At 39.8% G+C, this 19,348-nt stretch carries 18 protein-coding genes; 5 read left to right on the top strand and 13 right to left on the bottom strand.

The window, feature by feature from the left end; translation table 11 throughout:
- Positions 1-141: 141 nt before the first annotated feature.
- From RV13_RS12740 to RV13_RS12715, 6 genes are all read right to left on the bottom strand, one after another.
- A complete protein-coding gene (locus RV13_RS12740; RefSeq protein ID WP_060789076.1) occupies positions 142-1,170 on the bottom strand; it encodes a helix-turn-helix domain-containing protein in 1,029 nt (342 codons plus the stop codon).
- A 108-nt stretch (positions 1,171-1,278) separates the two neighbouring features.
- Positions 1,279-3,396: a heavy metal translocating P-type ATPase gene (locus RV13_RS12735; RefSeq protein WP_060789077.1), complete on the bottom strand. Its 2,118-nt coding sequence runs from the start codon at positions 3,394-3,396 to the stop codon at positions 1,279-1,281.
- Between the two features lie 12 nt (positions 3,397-3,408).
- Complete coding sequence (locus RV13_RS12730) at positions 3,409-5,544, bottom strand: heavy metal translocating P-type ATPase (protein ID WP_373278372.1); 2,136 nt, start codon at positions 5,542-5,544, stop codon at positions 3,409-3,411.
- A gap of 39 nt (positions 5,545-5,583) precedes the next feature.
- Complete coding sequence (gene copZ / locus RV13_RS12725; RefSeq protein ID WP_010745648.1) at positions 5,584-5,793, bottom strand: copper chaperone CopZ; 210 nt, start codon at positions 5,791-5,793, stop codon at positions 5,584-5,586.
- A gap of 28 nt (positions 5,794-5,821) precedes the next feature.
- Positions 5,822-6,262: a CopY/TcrY family copper transport repressor gene (locus tag RV13_RS12720; RefSeq protein ID WP_060789079.1), complete on the bottom strand. Its 441-nt coding sequence runs from the start codon at positions 6,260-6,262 to the stop codon at positions 5,822-5,824.
- A 157-nt stretch (positions 6,263-6,419) separates the two neighbouring features.
- Positions 6,420-8,477, bottom strand: a complete 2,058-nt coding sequence (locus tag RV13_RS12715; protein ID WP_060789080.1) for a heavy metal translocating P-type ATPase — start codon at positions 8,475-8,477, stop codon at positions 6,420-6,422.
- A 247-nt stretch (positions 8,478-8,724) separates the two neighbouring features.
- Here RV13_RS12715 and RV13_RS12710 point away from each other — a divergent pair, with 247 nt between their 5' ends.
- The 4 genes from RV13_RS12710 (at position 8,725) to RV13_RS12695 (ending at position 10,146) form a co-directional block, all read left to right on the top strand.
- The gene (locus RV13_RS12710) at positions 8,725-9,363 is read left to right on the top strand and encodes a TetR/AcrR family transcriptional regulator (protein WP_060789081.1); all 639 of its coding nucleotides are present in this window, start codon (positions 8,725-8,727) and stop codon (positions 9,361-9,363) included.
- 74 nt (positions 9,364-9,437) lie between these two features.
- Positions 9,438-9,689, top strand: a complete 252-nt coding sequence (locus RV13_RS12705; RefSeq protein WP_060789082.1) for a hypothetical protein — start codon at positions 9,438-9,440, stop codon at positions 9,687-9,689.
- Between the two features lie 38 nt (positions 9,690-9,727).
- Positions 9,728-9,928: a hypothetical protein gene (locus tag RV13_RS12700; RefSeq protein ID WP_060789083.1), complete on the top strand. Its 201-nt coding sequence runs from the start codon at positions 9,728-9,730 to the stop codon at positions 9,926-9,928.
- Between the two features lie 17 nt (positions 9,929-9,945).
- Positions 9,946-10,146 carry a hypothetical protein gene (locus RV13_RS12695; protein ID WP_060789084.1) on the top strand — a complete coding sequence of 67 codons (201 nt, stop codon included), beginning with the start codon at positions 9,946-9,948 and terminating at the stop codon, positions 10,144-10,146.
- Positions 10,147-10,196: 50 nt separating this feature from the next.
- Here RV13_RS12695 and asnS read toward each other — a convergent pair whose 3' ends face one another.
- The 6 genes from asnS to RV13_RS12665 form a co-directional block, all read right to left on the bottom strand.
- Positions 10,197-11,495: an asparagine--tRNA ligase gene (gene asnS / locus RV13_RS12690; protein WP_060789085.1), complete on the bottom strand. Its 1,299-nt coding sequence runs from the start codon at positions 11,493-11,495 to the stop codon at positions 10,197-10,199.
- 39 nt (positions 11,496-11,534) lie between these two features.
- Positions 11,535-12,722: a pyridoxal phosphate-dependent aminotransferase gene (locus tag RV13_RS12685; RefSeq protein ID WP_060789086.1), complete on the bottom strand. Its 1,188-nt coding sequence runs from the start codon at positions 12,720-12,722 to the stop codon at positions 11,535-11,537.
- 26 nt (positions 12,723-12,748) lie between these two features.
- Positions 12,749-13,252, bottom strand: coding sequence for a cell wall elongation regulator TseB-like domain-containing protein (locus tag RV13_RS12680; protein WP_060789087.1), 504 nt, complete (start codon positions 13,250-13,252; stop codon positions 12,749-12,751).
- A 54-nt stretch (positions 13,253-13,306) separates the two neighbouring features.
- Positions 13,307-16,060 (bottom strand): helicase C-terminal domain-containing protein, encoded by a 2,754-nt coding sequence (locus RV13_RS12675; protein WP_010745639.1) that lies wholly within the window; start codon positions 16,058-16,060, stop codon positions 13,307-13,309.
- 271 nt (positions 16,061-16,331) lie between these two features.
- Positions 16,332-16,532, bottom strand: a complete 201-nt coding sequence (locus RV13_RS12670; protein ID WP_010745638.1) for a cold-shock protein — start codon at positions 16,530-16,532, stop codon at positions 16,332-16,334.
- A 191-nt stretch (positions 16,533-16,723) separates the two neighbouring features.
- Entirely contained in the window at positions 16,724-17,827 is a 1,104-nt protein-coding gene (locus RV13_RS12665; RefSeq protein ID WP_010745637.1) for a baeRF6 domain-containing protein, read from the bottom strand.
- Between the two features lie 591 nt (positions 17,828-18,418).
- Here RV13_RS12665 and RV13_RS12660 point away from each other — a divergent pair.
- Positions 18,419-18,958 (top strand): SHOCT domain-containing protein, encoded by a 540-nt coding sequence (locus tag RV13_RS12660; protein ID WP_010745636.1) that lies wholly within the window; start codon positions 18,419-18,421, stop codon positions 18,956-18,958.
- A gap of 35 nt (positions 18,959-18,993) precedes the next feature.
- On the opposite strand, the gene RV13_RS12655 is transcribed toward RV13_RS12660, so the two are convergent.
- A complete protein-coding gene (locus RV13_RS12655; RefSeq protein ID WP_010745635.1) occupies positions 18,994-19,338 on the bottom strand; it encodes a P-II family nitrogen regulator in 345 nt (114 codons plus the stop codon).
- Positions 19,339-19,348 lie beyond the last annotated feature (10 nt).

The following is a 19,348-nucleotide window of genomic DNA, read 5'->3' as shown; positions in this document are numbered from 1 at the left end:
AACTAAATTATTTTCATCTGTATACCTGCTGATCACACGTAAAAAATAGTACAAACGTGTGAAATAGAACGGCATCTTCAACATAGTCTTCATCATTATAGCATAACCTTTCTTGAAGAAAAATCTTCATCAAAACATTCCCTAATCAGAGAGTAAAAAAGGCTGAAACTTTTCTTGAATCAGTAGCGACGATTCTAGGTTAGGCGCTGTTGCCAAGGCCGTATAATGACTCACAAAAAGAATGTTCTTTACCGCCAAAGCCAACTCGTCTACACGACAATTGTTCAGTAAAGGGAGTTGCCTCTTCAATTCTTTACTAAGATGGTAATAATTCTCTGAGACAATGCTTTTCTGCCACTTTAAATTGAAAACCGTTAGCGGCAGCCCCTGATGAATTCCAAAAAATAGATCGAACAGCTTCACATAGAAGGTGTTCTCTAATACTTCGTTTTTCCAGTTTATTACTTCCCCGATAATTTTACCAGCCTGTTTGACCTCATGATATAAATTTGTCTGATAACTTTTATGACAGTGATAAAAATCAACAAATATTTGAAAGTGATACCGCATATAATCAAAATAAAAATACGGAGCAAACTTGGATTGCAATTCAAATTTCTCAATAAAGGCTTGGAGACTCTTATCATCTGGAAACAGTTCTTTACTTATAGAGATCATAGGACTCCTCTGATGATATTGCTCCATTTGCTGAAAGATTTCTGCTTCCTCAAAATAATAAAAGTCTCGTAAATAGCGGAGCTGCAATAAGAAGATCAGTCCGCTTTCTCCTAATAAGCCTCCTATTTTGCAATCGGCAGAAAGATTTAAATAGATTAATTGTCGATTGAGTTCTTTCAATTTAGAATAATTAACCGTTTCAGAACCTTGACCCCAAAGAAACTGTCGAAAAAGTTGAAACCGTGGATCTGTCATCAGCAACATTCGATACAGCTCCGAATAGCTTTTTTTATTTTGATAGTTTAGATGCCACTCTCGCTCTTTTATTACATAGCCCTTTTGCTGAAGATCCTTAAGATAGCGCAGTATGGTTCTTCGACTGACCTTTATCTGCTTGGCCATTTCTGTCACTGTGTACATTTCTTCTTTTACTAATCCGATCAATTCCAATTGTCGCTGACATTTTTTTCTTGCTATAAATTGCCAAATCATCCTTCTCGCCCTCTTTTCTATGCATATAATTCCCCTAATTAAAAAATAGCACAAAACGAACGAAAGTTTTTTCTCAACTTTTTTCAAAAAAAAATAGCGTCTGAATAATCAGACGCTTAAAGTCATCGCATTAATAGCTACGATAATCGTACTTAAGGACATAAGAATCGCACCAACCGCTGGACTTAACAAAATTCCTATTGGAGCCAAAACACCTGCTGCAAGTGGAATGGCTAGGATATTATAGCCGGCTCCCCACCATAGATTTTGAATCATTTTTCGATGTGTGTTTTTAGCCAAACGTACAAATTTCAAAATATCCGATAGGTTACTATTGGTTAAAACGACATCTGCAGAATCAATCGCAATATCTGTTCCTGCTCCGATAGCCATCCCGATAGACGCTCTGGCTAAAGCTGGTGCGTCATTGATTCCATCGCCTACCATCATTACCTTTTTACTCTTATCGGTGTAGCTCTTGATAATTTTTTCTTTATCATCCGGCAATAATTCGCTGTAAAACTCTTTGATGCCCAAATACTCGGCCACTGCTTTCGCTGCAGCTTTGTTATCTCCAGTCAGCATTACAGGTTCAATTCCGACATTCCTCAAATTCTTGATGAAATCTTGCGCTTGATCTTTTAGCGTATCTCCCATTGCAAAGAAAGCGATCAATTGATCATCTACTAATAGGAAGGAGATCGTATTTCCTTGTGCTTGATAATCCTTCAGCTTTTCTTGATCAACGCTTAGTTTCCGCTTTTCTACTTCCTTCTGGTTGGCCAAAATCACTTGATGTCCTTCAACCGAGCCGCTTACGCCGATCCCTTTTAAAGTCGACACATCCTGTGCTTGATAAGGTTCGATCTTTTCAGACTTCAAGTAGTTCATGACACCCACCGCTAACGGATGATTGGTTTGACTTTCCAAAGCACCAATGTATTTTAGGACTTCTTCTTTATCCATATCAGTCAGCACTTCCACACCAGTTACTGTAAATTTTCCTTCTGTCAATGTTCCCGTCTTATCAAGGAAGACATAATCCAATTGATTTCCTTGCTCTAAGGCCTGTCGACTTTTCAGCAATAGCCCATTTTTTGCAGCCAAAGAAGTCGAGCGTGCAATAACTAAAGGAATCGCCAACCCTAAAGCATGAGGACAAGCAATAACGAAGACTGTCACCATTCGATCCAAGGCTTCTGGCAGGTCTGCTACGATCAGCCAAGCAATAAACGTTAAAATCCCCGCAGCTAAGGCAACATAAAACAGCCATTTTGCCACTTTATCAGAAATAGATTCTAGTTTTGATTTTTCTTGCTGAGCTTCCTTCACCATCGTCATAACTTTGGCCAAGTAGCCGTCTTCACCGGTTCCTGTTACTTTTACTTGAATGGTTCCGTCACCATTGACTGAACCACCAATAACTTTATCACCGACGTTTTTCTGAACACCTTTCGATTCCCCTGTCACTGCTGACTCATCGACGATTGTGGAGCCATCCATGATTTCTCCATCCGTTGGCATCTTATCTCCGGCGCGAACCAATAACCGGTCGCCAGAATGAATGTCCTGCAGCTTCACTTTTTTCGTCGAACCATCTGCTTCAAGCTTATTGACTTCATCTGGCAGCAATTCTGCTAATTTCTTCAAGGCATTGCTAGCATTCGATACCGCACTCATTTCCACCCAATGCCCTAATAGCATAATGACAATCAAAGTAGCTAGTTCCCAGAAAAAGTCCATTACATGCTCATGAGGGTTTATCTTATTGACAATAAAGGAGTACAAGCTATAAATATAAGCTACGGATATCCCCATCGCGATCAAGGTCATCATAGCAGGACTCTTCATTTTCAATTCCATTTTGGCACCGCTCAAGAAAGGCTGACCGCCATAAATAAAAAGAATCGTGGCTAAAACCAATACGACCCATTCAGATCCAGGAAAAGTAAATTGGAATGGCAGCTGCATCCCCATCATAGGGGATAGCACGATGATGGGGATCGATAAAACAAGCGAGAGCCAAAACTTCTGTTTGAAATTCCCCATATGCATCGAATGATCCATTCCTCCATGATCCATATCCTGATGATCATGTCCACCCATTCCATGATTCATATTGTGATGATCGTGGTCATCCATCCCATGATCCATCTCGTGATGTTCATGCATTGAATGATCCATTCCCATTGATTCATTCATTTGTTTTTGTTCTCCCTGTTTCATCAGAAATCACTCCTACAATTTTTTCTGATTTAAACTAAGCGAGTTTAGCAGTACACTAACCGAACTAAAGGCCATGGCACCACCAGCGATGATCGGATTCAAGAAGCCTAATGCCGCAAAAGGAATACCGATCACATTGTATAAAAACGCCCAGAATAAATTTTGTTTGATTTTTCTTAGTGTTAACTTGGATAAACGAATACTTTTTTCAACCGATAGAAGATCGCTGTTCATTAAGGTAATGTCCGCTGTCTCCATGGCGATATCCGTTCCGCTGCCCATCGCAATCCCGATATCTGCCAAAGCTAGTGCAGGAGCATCATTGATCCCATCTCCTACCATACCTACCGATTCGTTCTTCCCTTGGAGCTCTTTTACAACCTGTGCTTTGTCTTCAGGTAAAACCTCAGCGACAATATCAGACTCTTGAAGTCCAACCTGGGCTCCAATAAAACGAGCTGTCTGAGGATTATCCCCCGTCAGCATTTTTACATTGATTCCAAGCTGATGCAGCGCGTCAATCGCAGCTTTAGAAGAATGTTTGACTTGATCCGTTACTGAAATCATCGCCAGAACGCGTTCCTGATCGGTTAAAAACATGACTGTTTTTCCTTCCTCTTCTAACGCTAGCACACGTTCTTTGGAAAATGAAATATTTCGCTCCTTCAATCCCCGTTTTGACCCGACAAAATAAGAGGTCCCGTCGATTGTTCCAGTCACTCCCTGTCCTGTCAAACTCTCAAAATTTTCAACTGGCAAAAGCTCTGTCTGCTCTTTCCCATACTGATAGATTGCTTTGGCTAAAGGATGTTCAGAGTATTGTTCCAAACTCGTTAAGTAAGCCAAGGCCTGCGGATCAGAAGAGTCAAAATCTGCCACCACAGGTTTTCCCTCAGTAATTGTTCCTGTTTTATCTAAGACAATCGTTGTCAAATGAGCAATTTTCTCCAAGGCACCGCCGCCTTTGATTAAAATACCGGATTTTGCCCCTAAGCCGGTCCCAACCATGATCGCTGTTGGCGTTGCCAGACCTAATGCGCAGGGACAAGCGATTACTAGAACGGAAACACTGTGGACGATCGCTTGTTGCCAATCGCCGGTGAATAAACCCGTAGCAAGCAATGTAAGTAAAGCAATTCCTAAAACTGTTGGAACAAATACCTTTGAGATTTTATCTGCGATTTGTTGGATTGGTGCTTTTTCTCCTTGCGCATCTTCCACCATCCGAATGATTCGTGAAAGGACCGTCATACTACCGACTTGAGTAGCATTAAACTGGATACTGCCTGTCGTGTTAACTGTTCCGCCAAACACCTGATCGTCAATTTGCTTATCCACCGGTAAGCTTTCACCAGTCAGCATACTTTCATCAATCGTCGTTTGACCAGCAACTATTTTTCCATCTACTGGAATCTGTTCCCCCGGCCGTACCCGCAGCAGATCACCTGCCTGCACTGTCTCGATCGGTACCTCTTTTTCTTCGCCGTCAACGATGATCGTTGCCGTCTTCGCCTGTAAACTCATGAGCTGTTTAATCGCATCGCTTGTTTTTGTTTTGGCTTTTTGTTCTAAATACTTTCCTAGCAAAATCAAAGTAATGATCATACCGCTGCTTTCAAAGTATAGATCGGAATTGTATGGATTAAAGAAGCCATTATAAACACTCAAGGCAAAGGCCGCCGTTGTTCCCATCGCTACCAAAACATCCATATTCGGAGCTTTAGTTTTCAAAGCATGATACGCGCCGCGATAAAAACGCATTCCGACACCAAATTGAACGGGTGTTACTAAGATCAACTGAACCCAAGGCAGATGAAGAAAATGAACCCAGCCCGCATGACTTCCTAGCAGCATCGCAATCATAGCGATCATCAGCGGTGCAACTAAAACAGCACTCAAAATCAGATCCCGTTTCATTTTTTTTAGACGCGCCGCTTTTTCCTGCTCAATTTTTTGTTTATGGGCATCGTCAAAAAGAATCGCGCCATAACCAATTGCTTCGACTCGTTGAATTAAGTTTTCTGCCGTCAATGTCTCATCAAATTGAACGGTGGCCTTTTCCGTAGCCAAATTGACATTCGCTTCTAATACACCTTCTGTCGCCTTCAATTCCTTTTCTACTCGAGCAGAACAGTTGGCACAAGTCATACCTGTGATCGCGAATGTTTCTACTGTTGCCTCTGCCAATTAGATCACCTCAGTTTCATACCCTGCTTCGGTCACTGCCGCAGCGATTTGATCTGCTGAAACCTGTGCTTCATCAAATTTTACAACCCCTTGATTTTTCTTTAGGTTGATTTTTACTTTATCGATCCCATCCAATTGATTGATCGCCTTTTCCACGTTCGCTACGCAGTGATTACAGCTCATTCCGTTGATTGCAAATTGTTTTTTCATGATTGTTTCTCTCCTTATAATTGTTTTTTTATTTATGGTGATTGCATTCGCATTGTCCAGGAATGCAATTACATTCGATTTTTTCAACAGTCTTCTTATTTACTAACTGCTCTTTGATCAACGCCACATCTGCATCCGTCAATTCTGCCTCGGCTACAAGCTCAGCAATGGTTTCCCCGATTCTCTTTGCACAGATATGAGAAAACAAATTTTCTGTCGCACTTTTAACTGTCTCGCCTTCGCTAATTGCAGGATAATAAATATATTTTTTTCCTGACTGTTCCGTTCGCACAGCTTCCTTTTTTACTAGGCGACCTAACAAAGTCTTGATTGTCGCAGGCTTCCATTCCATCGTTTGCCCAAGAATAGCAATAATTTCCTGTGCTGTAGTAGACCCCTGTGTCCAAATCACCCGCATGACTTCCCATTCCGAATCACTAATCTTGATTGGTGTAACCGTCATAGTCATAAGTATCACTCCTTTCGTTTACATTTGTAATCCACACTTTTAGTTTACAATTGTAATCGTTCGCCGTCAACCAATAAGACAGCTTTTTTTCAATTATTTTTTATGGAGCACAAAAAAAAGCTTTGCAGCAACGATTGCCACAAAGCCTTTGTATTAATTATTTGATTTTCAAACAACGCATTGCATTCAAAACAGCGATCACAGTTACACCGACATCTGCAAAAACAGCGGCATACATAGTAGCAAAACCTAATGCACCTAGGATCAGGACGAGAATCTTCACACCGATTGCAAAGACAATGTTTTGTTTAACGATTCCCATTGTTTTACGCGCGATACGAATCGCAGTAGGAATTTTCGCCGGCTGATCGTCCATAATAACCACATCTGCCGCTTCAATCGCTGCATCGGAACCAAGTCCACCCATAGCGATCCCAATATCCGCCCGCGCAAGTACTGGTGCATCATTCATGCCATCACCGACAAAAGCTGTTTTTTGTTCACGTTTCAATTCATCTTCTAAATGAAGAACTTTATCTTCCGGTAACAACTCACTATAGACTTGATCGATACCGATTTTCTTGCCGATTGCCTCCGCAATTCCACGGTTGTCCCCAGTCAGCATCACTGTCCGCTTCACACCAAGATTTTTTACTTCAGTCAAAGCAGTCGTCACATGATCCTTCAATTCATCCGCTATGACTAAATGTCCAATGTATTCTTCATCCATTGCGACATAAACGATCGTTCCGATTTCATTAACCGCTTGGAAGGAAATATCATATTTCGCTAATAGCTTTTCATTTCCAACTAAGAAGTGATGTCCTTCAATCTCAACAGAAATACCAAAACCGGCAATTTCTTCCAGTTGGCTAACTGCTGCCAAAGGCTGATCCACATATTTTACGATTGACTGTGCGATAGGGTGGCTTGAACTTTGCTCCGCACTCGCGACATAGCGTAAGAAATCTTTTTGATCAATCGTTGTTTCAACTGTTTGGACTTCAAAGACACCTTTTGTTAAGGTTCCTGTTTTATCAAAAACCAACGTTTCTACATTGGCTAAGGTTTCAATATAATTACTGCCTTTGATCAAGACTCCAGCTTTACTTGCCCCTCCGATCCCACCAAAGAAACTTAATGGAACGGAGATAACCAATGCACAAGGACAAGAAATAACTAAGAAGGTTAAGGCACGATAAACCCAATCATAAAAAGGTTCGCCCGTAACAAGTGGTGGAACCACCGCCAACAAGACTGCCAATCCAACCACGATTGGTGTATAGTAGCGTGCGAAACTGGTAATAAAATTCTCAGCCGGTGCTTTTTTACTGCTGGCATTTTCTACCAAATCTAAAATCTTGCTAACTGTCGATTCGCCAAAGGTGGTTGTGACTTCTACCGTCAATTGCCCACTTTGATTAATGAAGCCACTAAGAATCTGTTCATCAGGATGGATACTGCGGGGAACAGATTCTCCAGTTAAGGCTGACGTATCCAACATGGAGTTTCCTTCCTTCACAATCCCATCCAATGGAACCTTCTCCCCTGGCTTAATCAAAATACGATCACCAACTTTGATAGCTTCTGGGGCAACCTTTTTGATTTCGCCATTTTGAATTAAATTTGCTGAATCAGGACGAATCGCTAATAATGAAGTGATTGATTTTCTTGATTTCGCTACGGCATAATCCTGGAAAAACTCTCCTACTTGATAAAATAGCATCACCGCAACAGCCTCCGGATACTCACCAATCGCAATCGCTCCAACCGTTGCGATCGCCATCAAGAAGTTCTCATCAAAGATCGCTCCATGGAAAATATTCGTAATAGCTGTCTTCAAAACATCATATCCGATCCATAGATACAGAATCAGATAGGCAATCAGCTTCCAAGGCATTGGTGGTGTAAAGATCGCAAGTAAGGCTAAGGCAGCAATTGCCACACCAATCTGAATAATCTTGCCTTTAGAGCTTTCTTCTACCTTTTCGGTTTGGACACTGTTAACTTCAACATCAGGCTCTAATTTATTAACAATCTCTTTTGCCTCATCGCTGATTCGATCAATATCTTTTTCTGGAGCGACAATCGTGAGCTTCGTACTCATAAAATCAACCTGTGCTTTCTCAACCCCAGTAATTTGTTGGACCGAACGTTCAATTTTTGCTGCGCAGTTTGCACAATCTAATCCATCTAATCGATATACTTTTTCCATGAGATACCCTTCTCTCTAATTACATATGAATGTTTCTTCATGTTTATTATATATGAATGATCACTCATGTGTCAAGCATAAAAAGAAAGCTTTTTCAAAAATAATTCAGCTTTAAAACCCTGATATAATAGGGTTTATAAAATAAAATAATTTTTTATGCGAAAAAGTATTGACAACTAGACCATCGGTCGGTATTATAAAGATACAAACAACGACCGACAGTCGGTTTAGAGAAAGGAGTTAGTAAATGCGTATCGTAAAGGAACATGATGAACGAAGAAATGAAATCATCGCAACTGCCGAAGAATTTTTCCTAACAAAAGGATTCAACAAAACTACAATCAATGATATTTTGAAACGAATTGGCATCGCTAAAGGAACCTTCTACCATTACTTCGTTTCTAAAGAGGAAGTTTTAGATGCCGTTATCGGACAAATCATTGACCAAGAAATCCTTCGAGCCAAAGAGATTCAAAAGTCCAATGCTACAGCTTTACAGAAGCTGATCACTTTTCTTTCACAGAATAGTTCAGAAGATACTCGCAAAGAAGAAATCGTCGATAAGTTTCAAATGCCTGAAAACGCACTAATGAAACAACGAGCGCTTGAAGGAACGATCAATCAAGTTTGTCCATTCTTAGCAGAGATTATTGAAGAAGGAAAACAACAAGAAGAATTCAGAACAGACTTTCCACTTGAAAGCATTCAATTTCTTATTGCAGGAATTCAAACCATGTTTGACAACATTGAAAAATTGGCGCCTGAGACAATCCAAAGCCGAGTCATTGCTGCTACCGATCTGATCTATAAAGTCTTAGATATTAATCCAACCGTCTACCCTTATGATGAGACAATGACAGAATTACAAAAAATCTTTATCCCATAGCTCAACAAACACTGTTGAGTTTAACTATTAAACTAATTTAGACCGACAGTCGGTCAAGAAAAGAGGAACCCATCATGAATCACACACAAACAATCAAAACATTAGCTAGCCAAACAAACGAATCGATCCACACCGTTGAATGTATCACAAAAAGTTATGAAAACTATTGCGATAAAAACATCACCCGCTACTCTCGAAAACATTTAACCGACATCGTTGAATTTATCAGTAATGAAACCTTGATACCAGTCGAAACCTGTTCAAAAGTAATGACACAATTCTTTAAGTTAGTAAAAAAAGAACTCAAAGGTAAATTTTTCAAATAAACTATCCCACAATAAAACCATAAAAGGAGAACATTAACATGAAAAAACTAACTATTATTGCATTGACACTGATTACTCTTGGGGCTGCTTCTCAAATCGTTGAGAAGAATATTGACAAAGAAGAAGTGAAAACTGTGGTTACGACTAACCTCAAAGAGCATGACGAAACAGACAGTGACATTGATTTTGGACATGACCACGATGAAGAAAATACTTTCGCTGAAAAAATCGGATTTTAATTAGGAGGAGATTTAACATGAAAAAACTAACTATTATTGCATTGACTTTAATCACTCTTGGGGCTGCTTCTCAAATCGTTGAGAAGACTATTGACAAAGAAGAAGTGAAAACCGTGGTTACGACTAATTTGAAAGAGCAAGACGAAAAGAACGAAGAGCTCTATTTCCAACATGACAACGACGAGAAAGCATCTTTAATAGAAAAAATTGGGTTTTAAACAAAGAAAAAACGCCGAGACTCTTCTCAGCGTTATTTCTTTGTCTTCTATTATGGGTAAATTCGGTTTAATAAACGAGGGAAAGGAATAGCTTCACGCACATGGTCAATACCAGCAATAAATGTTATTGTCCGTTCTAGCCCTAGACCAAAGCCAGAATGTGGTACCGTTCCATATTTACGTAAGTCTAAATACCATGAATATTCTTCTTCGTTTAGACCTGTTTCACGAATTTGTTCTAACAAGTAATCGTAATCCGTCGCACGTTCTGATCCGCCAATGATTTCGCCGTAACCTTCTGGCGCGATCAAATCCGCACAGATGACAACATCCTCACGAGTTGGATGTGGTTTCATGTAGAAGGGCTTGATTGCCTTTGGATAATTCAAAATGAAGACAGGACGATCGAACGAGTTTGCGATAAAGGTTTCATGTGGCGAACCAAAATCTTCTCCCCACTCGATATCATCAAAACCATTTTTCTTCAGCAACTCAATAGCATCATCGTAAGAAATTCGTGGATAAGGAAGTTCGGTGTAATTCTTTAAAATTTCTTTATCCCGACCCAAAACATCTAGTGCGTAGTCACAGTTATCCAGAACATTTTGTACTAAGTAGGCTACATACTGCTCTTGAACTTCTAGACTATCTTCTTGATGCATGAATGCCATTTCAGGCTCAATCATCCAAAATTCGATCAGATGACGACGCGTCTTCGATTTTTCTGCGCGGAAGGTTGGCCCAAATGAGAAAACTTTTCCTAACGCCATAGCCGCTGCTTCCATGTACAATTGGCCACTTTGAGATAAATACGCTTTGTGATCAAAATAATTCGTCTCAAACAAGTCACTAGTTCCTTCAGGAGCAGAACCTGTTAAAATTGGCGGATCAACTTTTACAAATCCATTATTGTTGAAGAATTCGTATGTCGCACGGATCACTTCGTTACGAATTAGCATGATGGCATGTTGTTGTGATGAACGCAACCAAAGATGACGATGGTCCATCAAGAAATCTACCCCATGTTCTTTAGGTGTGATTGGGTAATCATGGCTTTCACCAATGACTTCGATTTCCTTTACCCCTAACTCATACCCAAATTTTGAACGAGTGTCTTCACGGATTTCTCCAGTAACGATGATGGATGTTTCTTGTGTCAATTCTTTGGCTAAATGAAAGACCTCTTCAGATACTTCACTTTTCACAACAACGGCTTGGAAATACGCTGTTCCATCACGTAATTGTAAGAAAGAGATTTTTCCGCTTGAACGTTTATTAGCGACCCAAGCGCCGATTTTTACTGTTTCGCCAACATGATTCTTGGCATCGATGATTTGAATTTGTTCCACAAATGTCTCTCCTAACATATTTATCCCGAAATGATGTTTTTACTTCTTACTATTTTCAATAAAGCGGCGAATCCGCACAACAGCTTCTTCTAAATCCTCCATACTAGCTGAATAACTCATTCGTACACTGTCAGATGATCCAAAACCTTCACCTGTGACTAAGGCAACCTGCTCTTGTTCTAGCAAATCATTGACCCAAGTCGTCACGTTGTCGTAACCACCCATCTCCATCGCTTCCTTGATGTTCGGAAACAGATAGAATGCACCTTGGGGTTTTTTTAGATTAAATCCTGGTAAATCAGCTACCTTTGGATAGATCGTATTTAACCGTTCTTCAAACGCTTGACGCATTTTCTCAGCTGTCTCTTGTTCACCAATCAAAGCCTCTACTGCTGCCACTTGGCTAACGGCCGTTGGATTACTGGTGGCCTGTGACGCAATTGAAGTCATACCACCAATGATTTCTGCATTCCCAATCGCATAACCAATTCGCCAACCGGTCATAGAATAGGTTTTTGATACACCGTTGATGATCACTGTATGATGGAATATCTCGTCAGATAAAGAAGCAATGTGCGGTGCTTCGTTCCCATTATAAACAAGATGATCATAAATATCATCCGCGACAATCAATAGCTCGTGACGGACTGCCCATTCTCCAATTTCACGCAATTCTTCCTCTGTATAAATCATTCCCGTAGGATTTGATGGTGAATTTAGAATAACTGCCTTCGTCTGCTCAGTGCGAGCATCTTCAAGCTGCTCAATCGTGATTTTATAATCATTGTTTAGGTCTCCATTGACAAAGACTGGATTCCCTTGAGCTAATTTGACTTGTTCACCGTAACTCACCCAATAAGGAACTGGGATGATCACTTCATCTCCCGCATCCAAAATCGTTTGAAACAATGTATATAATGCAAATTTTGCACCGCTTGTCACGATAACGTTTTTGGGTTCAATCGTCAAATCATAATTTTTCTTAGTGAAATCAACGATTGCAGACTTCAACTCAGGTGTTCCACCTGCAGCGGTATAAAAACTTACTTTTCCGCTTTTGATCCCGTCAATCGCGGCTTGTTCAATATTCTCCGGTGTTGTAAAATCCGGTTCTCCGACAGTCAAACTAATGACGTCTAATCCTTGGGCTTTCAATTCTTTGGCTTTAGCGGTCGCTGCTAATGTGACGGACGGTTCTAAGTTTGTTACACGCTGTGATAATTTCATAACTGATAACTCCCCTACCAAGATTTTTAGATTTTTTTGATGGCTTTGATCGTCTTGCCGTCATTGAAGGCCAGCAAGTAATAATGAATCGCGCCTTGATCGTCTTTTGCCGTGATTTCCCAAGCTGTTTGATCACGGTAAATGCCCAAATTGGCCTTTTCAAAAACCAAATCTGGGTAATCACTCTCAAAGCGTTTTTCCGCTTGTTGTTCCGTTAGCCCATCCTTTTGATTAAGGACGCGAATTTTTTCACCCGATTTTGGAACAATCACAATGATCGATTCGCCGGTGTTATTTTCACCGGTAACGGTAAAATAAGTCTTTTCTCGGTTAAACCAATAAAATTGATCCACCGTTTTTAAGTCGGCATATTTCTCTGCCATTTGAACAGCTTCTTTTTTGGCCTGGTGCATCGGACGATTTGAACGGATAAAAATCATGGTCGCTGCCACAATAATGATCAATAAAAAAGTCACGATTCCTAATAGCCAGCGATTGAGCTTCTGTTGTCCTGCACTATTCGTATCCAAAATCATACTCCTCTCAGACAAGCTACATTATACCAAAAGAAGGGCGTTCACTCATTAATTCTCTTCACTTTTGTCAGAATTTAAAAATTGATCAGTTTCTGCCAAAATTTCTTCTAGTGGTAATTGTTTGATCGGCAATTCTTTAGGTAACGCCTTCCTCAATTTTTCCCCGTACTTGGCAGTGATGAAGCGCTGATCTAAAAGCAGCATAACTCCCTTGTCATTATCTGATCGAATCAGGCGCCCAAGTGCTTGTCGTAAACGCAAAGCAGCATGGGGAACTGCCTCTTGGAAAAATGGATTTATCCCTTCAGAGGCCAAAAAATCATTGCGAGCCTTAACCTGCAGCCGCTGAGGATTTTCAAAGGGCAAACGGGTAACGATCAAAATCTGCAGAATATCGCCAGGTAAATCAATGCCTTCCCAAAAACTATCCGCTCCAAACAATAGCGCATCCTTGGACAACAAGAAACGTTTTAGCAGCTTTTCTCGACTGCCGCCGATTCCTTGAGCTAATACTTCCCTTCCTTCATTTAATAAAGGGACGCGTACACGTTGATAAACACGATTCAAAATATCATGTGAGGTAAATAATACCAATATCGGGCGTTGCTGATTTTCTGACATTTTTTGAACGACACCGGCGACGTAATTCGCATACTGATCAGGCGATGTTGACTGAACACTGATACTATTAGTTGGTAAGTACAATCGCGCTTGTTTCGCATAATCGTAGGGACTACTGATAATCTTCAATGGCGTATCAGGAATTCCCCAGCGTTTAGCAAAGTAATGACGATCACTCCCGATTTTCAACGTTCCACCTAGATAAAGAATCTGCCGATACCGTTCATACCATTTTGTTTGACTAATCAATGAAGCCTCTAAGTCCTGAACCTGAAACGTTTTTCGTTTAGCATTGAACCAATGAATATATCGAGCATCCCATTTTTCACTGAACGTTTCAAAAGCCACCTGCTGTTGCTCTAGATTCTCTAGTAATGCCTGGAAATCACTCCAATCAGCTTGTTCTTTGATACCAAACGTCTCTTTATGCGTTCTAAAATAACCTTGGATCTGATCACCTAGAGTCAAGGCGTCTTGATACAATCGTCTGATTCGCTGCAATACTTGTTCTCCAGCTAAGGATAACTGATCGATCATATCCTTCGTAATTAAACGTTCATCTTCTGTAGGATACTCATCTTTAAAAATCTGATAAAAATCTGTCAAATCTTCGTTCAATTCTTGGATGACATCTTGAAGTATCTCAAGTACATGCAGTGTCTGATGATCCTTCTGGACTAGGCTTTGCCAAACAGCAAATTGCTGATCATCAAACAATCGATGAAATCCTCGCTGGATCGCCAACAAATTAAACTGCTGGCTGCTGATTTTCTCCAAAACACGGTTCAAATGATGCGCCTCATCAATAATGAGATAGAGACTTTTAGGCAGTTGTGGTTCCTTTCGCTGATCTTCTTGAGCCAAATAGGAATGATTCGTAACAATTAGATTGCTCTGTGCTAGTTTCCTCTGACGATGACGAATGAAGTCCACGTCGTAAAAAGGACTGCTGGAATTCAATGTGTGCGGACCTAAGTGGGAAACATCCTGCCAGAATGGATGCTTCAAACTAGTCATATTCAATTCATCAAAATCCCCTGTTTCAGTCTGGGTCAACCAGACAAGTAGGGCCATCTGGTAAAACGTATACTGTTTTTGCTTGGATTTCTTTTGAAAGCTTTGATAGAAACGCTCTAAATCTATATAGTGTCGACTGCTTTTCATTACTACAGCCTGCAGCGGCTGATCCAATAATCGATTAATCAGCGGTAAATCATGATTTATAATCTGTTCCTGCAGCAGCAAAGAGACCGTACTGACAATGATCGGTTTTTCAGGGGTTGCCAAAAAACTCATTGGCAGTAAATAGCCTAATGTCTTCCCGATCCCTGTCGCCGCTTCTACTAAGATGTTCTTATCCTCTTTTTTATGAAAGAAATCATAGACAAGATTCATTAAGCGAGCCTGTTCTTTTCGAAACTCCAATTCATCCTGGTAAACTTTTTCTTTTGCCTTTCGAGAGCGAGGATACGCCTTTGTTCCAAAGTAATTCTCTGAAAACAGCGGTACGCTTTTTTTTCGCAGAGCGAAACCTTGTACAATAACTAAATCTTTTGATAAGGGTCTAGGATCAGCCTGCATTTCTTTTAAACAATCTTCTAAATAATCCTTCGTTTGAAAAGCCATCTGATCGGCGGTTTCGATAATCTTCTCTAAGGTGACAATCGGCAACTCTTTTATTTTTGATTCTAGGTTCAATAATAGTTGAGCAGTAACATCTGCATCACTATCTGCTTGATGAGGATTTTCATGGACTAAATGCAACTCTTCAGCCAAATCCTTCAGTCGAAAGCTCAATGACGTAGGCATGAATATTTGTGCCAATTCCACCGTATCAATCCCTGGTATTGCTAACGGCGGCATACCGCAACGTTCCAACTCATTACTTAAAAAGGGATAGTCAAAATGGATATTATGGGCGACAAAAACCGTATTCTCCAATAAATTGGTAATCGTCTGAGCGACATCTTCAAAATAGGGCGCCCTTCGAACACGCTGATTCGTAATTCCTGTCAGTGTCTGAATTTGTGGTGGGATAGATTGATCTGGATTAATATCCGTTGAAAAATGGGTAACGATTTTTCCTTCTTCAATCAATACACAACCAAATTGAATGATCCGATCCGTTTTGGGGTCAGTTCCTGTCGTTTCGATATCAACGACTGCATAATTTTTTTTCACACTCACCCCTCCTTCCCCGAACTCGTGCGTTGATTTTATCACTTTCGATGAATAACCTTAATAGACTTCTCATTCGAAAATACACTCTTAAATCAAAGATAATTATTAAGACCTTCCTCACGCATTATATCTGAATAGTACCACTTTCTACAAGAATGATCTTTGTTTAAAACGATTCCAAAGAAATTCTCTATTCAATAAATCTCTATAATCAAAATTTAGGCAAAAAAAAGCCAGATGCTCGCGCATCTGGCATAAAAGTCTACTATAATTAAGCTTTGTTAACGTTTGTAGCTTGAGGTCCACGTTGGCCTTCTTCAACGTCGAAAGTCACTGCTTGACCTTCTTCTAAAGTTTTGAAGCCGTCGCCTTGGATAGCTGAGAAATGTACGAATACGTCATTTCCGTTTTCAGCTGTAATAAATCCGTAGCCTTTTTCTGAGTTGAACCATTTTACTGTACCTTGTTCCATGTTAAACATCCTCCTAGGATAAAAATTAATTTGTAATTACTTGAATGGTGAAATAGGAAAGATGTTGTCTGAAACAAACTTGCCAATATTACCGTACAAAAACTACAATTAGAAGTATAACACATATGAAGCGATAACACTAGGTTATCGCTCAAAAAGTTTTTACTTAATAAATTTGACCTGTTTAAGGATTAATAGCGTAAAATCGCCAATAAGCTTTTCTCATCCGGTGCATCCTTTTGGTCTAGAACAAAGACCTGTCCACCATTTTTGATAACATTGTCGGCAATTTCATTCAACACTTGACGACGGTCATACTCAACGTCTGGGTCCTCTCCAAAGCCGTCCACAAGATTAGAAGTTGCAATAAATAGATGGGAAATTTTTCCTTCTTTTGCGGCTGGCACTATATCAACCAATTGATCAATAAACTTGCGATTAATCAATTTTTGATAGGTTTGCGTCTCTACCTCTGCTAGTTGCTCAGAAAGCTTTTGCGCTTCTTCCTTGATTTCATTGAAGCTAGCCTGAGCTGGTGAACCACTGATTGCTGCTTTATCCGAGTAATAAGAATTTTTCGCAACCTTTTTGAATTGCGTTTGATTTTCTGGTAAAGCAAAAAGATACAGTGGCAGCTGATCAGGATTATCTAGCTCTTTTATAAAATTATCAACTGTTTGGTAATAATTTACCCAGTCAATTTCAACCTCTTCGTCTTTCGTGTTCACTCCATGGTAACTACCCACTTCTCCACCACGAGCAGAAACATTTAGATTGCCGCCTGTCAACTCGTCGCCTAAGGCCGTTACAATATCTTTTGGAGCGTCATCTGGAAGTTCAACCACTTTTACTTCTTTGTTTCGGACAAAGTAAAGTTTCATAGAATCTCTGTTCAATGCCATCAAGTAATACGCATAATTGAATTGGGCATTTTTTATGATCGCTAATAAATAGGGTAAGTCGCTCACATAGTATTGATCATCGACAGAAATGCTCAATCGATGAATATAGCTTTCATTTGCGGTCAAGATCACCGCAACACTTTTCGTACCGCTGCGCCAAAAATCTCCATCAGCGAGTAATTGATCGATTTTTTCTTGGAATGGTTCAAAGCTGTGATCAGTGTATTTCTTCTCAAAGCGTTTTTTCGCTTCTTTAGCAAAGTTTTTAAACATGATTTGATCTTTTTCAACATCTTGATGCGCGTGATGCGTGTTTAACATAAATGTGATAAACGGACCGGTTGCTTCTTCTGAAGTCAATTCAGTTAGTAACTTTTTACTGATATTTGCCATAAATGTACCCTCCTATATTAAATCTTCCAAATCAAGTGTACCATAGCTAGTAAATTCCTTAAAACGAAACGCAACCCTTACATTATGAAATTAACTGAAAAATTTTACTGGAATTTGCATAAGTTTTTTCTAATACATTTCTTAGTAATTAACAAACGGGTATTCATGAATTCATTGACTCTTTGCTTTATCATAAAAACATACCAATTATCCCGAATTGGTTTTTCATACTTACTCCTACCAAGAGTAAATAACAACCTTCATTTCCACCATAGTGACGGCTATGGTGGTTTTTTGCGAGTTCCACTTCTCACTTTTAGCGCGTTAGTGGAATCCTATGCGCACGAAAGTCTTTTGATTTTTTACGTTAGAAAAATTCACTCCTCCCTAATGAACTAGCTGTCAGTCTTACCTTTCACAGTTACTCAAGCCAGTCTGACAAAATAGAATCTCAGACTTTATCTTCGTCTGTAACCTTTAGTTAGATGATAGGCGCAATGAAAATCAAACAAATTTTTGTGCTTTTCAAAAAAATTTGTTTGCGTTTCCAAGTTTTGCTAAACTGAGACTAACAAAACAAAGGAGTACCTTATGAAAACTGCTGAAGAAATGTATCAATTTTGCCAAGACACTGGATTTTTCTCAGGTTCGGATCGCCAATGGGCGGTGAAGCTTTTTTCTGTATTAGAGAAACACTTAGGAGTAGATGAAGAAATCTTGGTTTGCTTTATCGGCCTGCACAATCGAACCTCTCCCACTAAAAATGACGGCTTTTACGCTTATGGTCTAACCAATCAGCGCTTTATCATGGGGCAAAAGAAAATGATTGGCGATGATTTCAAGGTCATTCCATTAGCTAATATGCAGGGACTTCGTTTGTTGAAAGAAACAAGTTTAGATCTTTTGGAAATAACTTCTTTAGAGGGGGCTATCAAGATCGTCTTAACAGAGGAAGAGGCTCCAAAGGTTTTGACTAAATTGGAAGATACTATTCAGCAGATAACGAAAGAAAATAACACTGAGGATTCCTTAAGTAAAGCTGAACAGCTTTTAAAAATGAAAGAATTACTAGATCAAGGAATCTTGACGGAAGAAGAATTTGCTAAGATCAAAAAAGATATTCTCCAATAAAAAATCTGTCCAAGAATAATTCTTGGACAGATTTTTTATTGGATAGCTGCCTTACCCGTTTCCCGTGTACGAATACGGATAGCTTCTTCAATCGGATAAACGAAAATTTTTCCTGTTCCACATTCTTCCGATTGACACGTTTCTAAAATCAAGTCAATCACACGCTCCACATCTTCATCAGCCAAGATGAAACTCACTGAAACCTTAGGCAATAGTGTAGTGATAATTTCTTGTCCTCGAACATGAGTCTTTTGACCTTTTTGTAAGCCGCAGCCTAATACTTGACTGACTGTCATCCCATTTACTTCAATTTCCTGGTCAATCGCCGCTTTTATCGCTTCTAATTTTTCTTGTCTAATAATTGCTTCAACTTTTTTCATCGCATTCGCC

The sequence above is a fragment of the Enterococcus raffinosus genome, from assembly GCF_001886185.1.
GTDB classification, from domain to species: Bacteria; Bacillota; Bacilli; order Lactobacillales; family Enterococcaceae; genus Enterococcus_A; species Enterococcus_A raffinosus.
This window is presented reverse-complemented; position numbering and strand designations above follow the sequence as displayed.